Origin of the sequence: Streptomyces longisporoflavus, assembly GCF_014649775.1 — a bacterium.
GTDB classification, from domain to species: domain Bacteria; phylum Actinomycetota; class Actinomycetes; order Streptomycetales; family Streptomycetaceae; genus Streptomyces; species Streptomyces longisporoflavus.
This window is the reverse complement of the sequence record NZ_BMTR01000104.1, coordinates 1-1,550: the sequence shown is the minus strand read 5'-3', so window position 1 is coordinate 1,550 and position 1,550 is coordinate 1. Positions and strand designations below refer to the sequence as shown.

Genomic DNA, 1,550 nt, shown 5'->3' with positions numbered 1-1,550 from the left:
CCCCCGTTATCTTTTCCGCGGTCCTGCAATGGGACTGCTGGCCTCCGGGCCCGGCATGACTGTTCCCCCCTGTCGAAGGCATGACCTGGGGGGTGGTGTCACCGGGCCCGGCAGGTGTCGTCGGAGACGCTGATCAGAGGTCCGGCCACCGTCCGGTCCGGCGCAACGCCGGGCATTTCGCGGGCGGCAGGTCTGCATAACGTGGATGCGCGCGTACGACACCGATGCCGAGGCCGGCACGTTCAACCCGCCTGGAGGGGCGCGATGTTCGATACCGAAGACGTGGGCGTGTTCCTGGGCCTGGACGTCGGCAAGACCACTCACCACGGCCACGGGCTGACCCCGGCCGGCAAGAAGGTCTTCGACAAACCGCTGCCCAACAGCGAACCGAAACTGCGGGCCGTGTTCGACAAGCTGGCCGCGAAGTTCGGCACCGTACTGCTGGTCGTGGACCAGCCCGCCTCCATCGGAGCCCTGCCGCTGACCGTCGCAAGGGACGCGGGCTGCCAGGTCGCCTACCTGCCCGGCCTGGCCATGCGGCGCATCGCCGATCTCTACCCCGGCGAGGCCAAGACCGACGCCAAGGACGCCGCCGTGATCGCGGACGCCGCCCGCACCATGCCGCACACCCTGCGCTCGCTGGAACTGACCGACGAGATAACCGCCGAACTCACCGTCCTGGTCGGCTTCGACCAGGACCTGGCCGCCGAGGCCACCCGCACCAGCAACCGGATACGCGGCCTGCTCACCCAGTTCCACCCCAGCCTGGAACGTGTCCTGGGACCCCGCCTGGACCACCAGGCCGTCACCTGGCTGCTGGAGCGTCACGGCTCCCCGGCCGCCCTGCGAAAGGCCGGCCGCCGCAGACTCGTGGAACTGATCCGCCCCAAAGCCCCGCGCATGGCCCAGCGGCTGATCGACGACGTCTTCGACGCCCTCGACGAGCAGACCGTGGTCGTTCCCGGCACCGGCACCCTCGACATCGTCGTGCCCTCCCTGGCCGCCTCGCTCGCAGCCGTCCACACCCAGCGCCGGGCGACGGAAGCCCAGATCAACACCCTGCTGGAGGCCCACCCTCTTTCCCCGGTCCTGACGTCGATGCCCGGCGTCGGCGTCAGGACCGCCGCCGTCCTGCTGGTCACCGTCGGCGACGGCACCAGCTTCCCCACCGCCGCCCACCTGGCCTCCTACGCCGGCCTCGCCCCCACCACCAAACAATCCGGAACCTCCATTCACGGCGAACACGCACCCCGGGGCGGAAATCGGCAGCTCAAACGCGCCATGTTCCTCTCCGCCTTCGCCTGCATGAACGCCGACCCCGCCTCCCGCACCTACTACGACCGCCAGCGAGCCCGCGGCAAAACCCACACCCAAGCCCTCCTCCGCCTCGCCCGCCAACGCATCAGCGTCCTGTTCGCCATGCTCCGCGACGGCACCTTCTACGAGTCCCGCACGCCTGCGGACGTCGAGCTCGCCGCATGACCCCAGCAAGGCCAAATCATCCCAACCCCGACAGGGGCGCCTTGACGAAGGACATAGAGGCACCCCCC

At 69.7% G+C, this 1,550-nt stretch carries 1 protein-coding gene; it reads left to right on the top strand.

What is annotated here, in order from left to right; genetic code table 11:
* Positions 1 to 264 precede the first annotated feature (264 nt).
* On the top strand, positions 265 to 1,482 hold the full coding sequence (locus IE226_RS43575) for an IS110 family RNA-guided transposase (RefSeq protein ID WP_190087082.1): 1,218 nt from the start codon (positions 265 to 267) through the stop codon (positions 1,480 to 1,482).
* Positions 1,483 to 1,550 lie beyond the last annotated feature (68 nt).

What these genes read in the sequence shown, in the direction of transcription:
- IE226_RS43575 (WP_190087082.1), top strand. Translation starts at nt 265, where the DNA reads ATGTTCGATACCGAAGACGTGGGCGTGTTCCTGGGCCTGGACGTCGGC.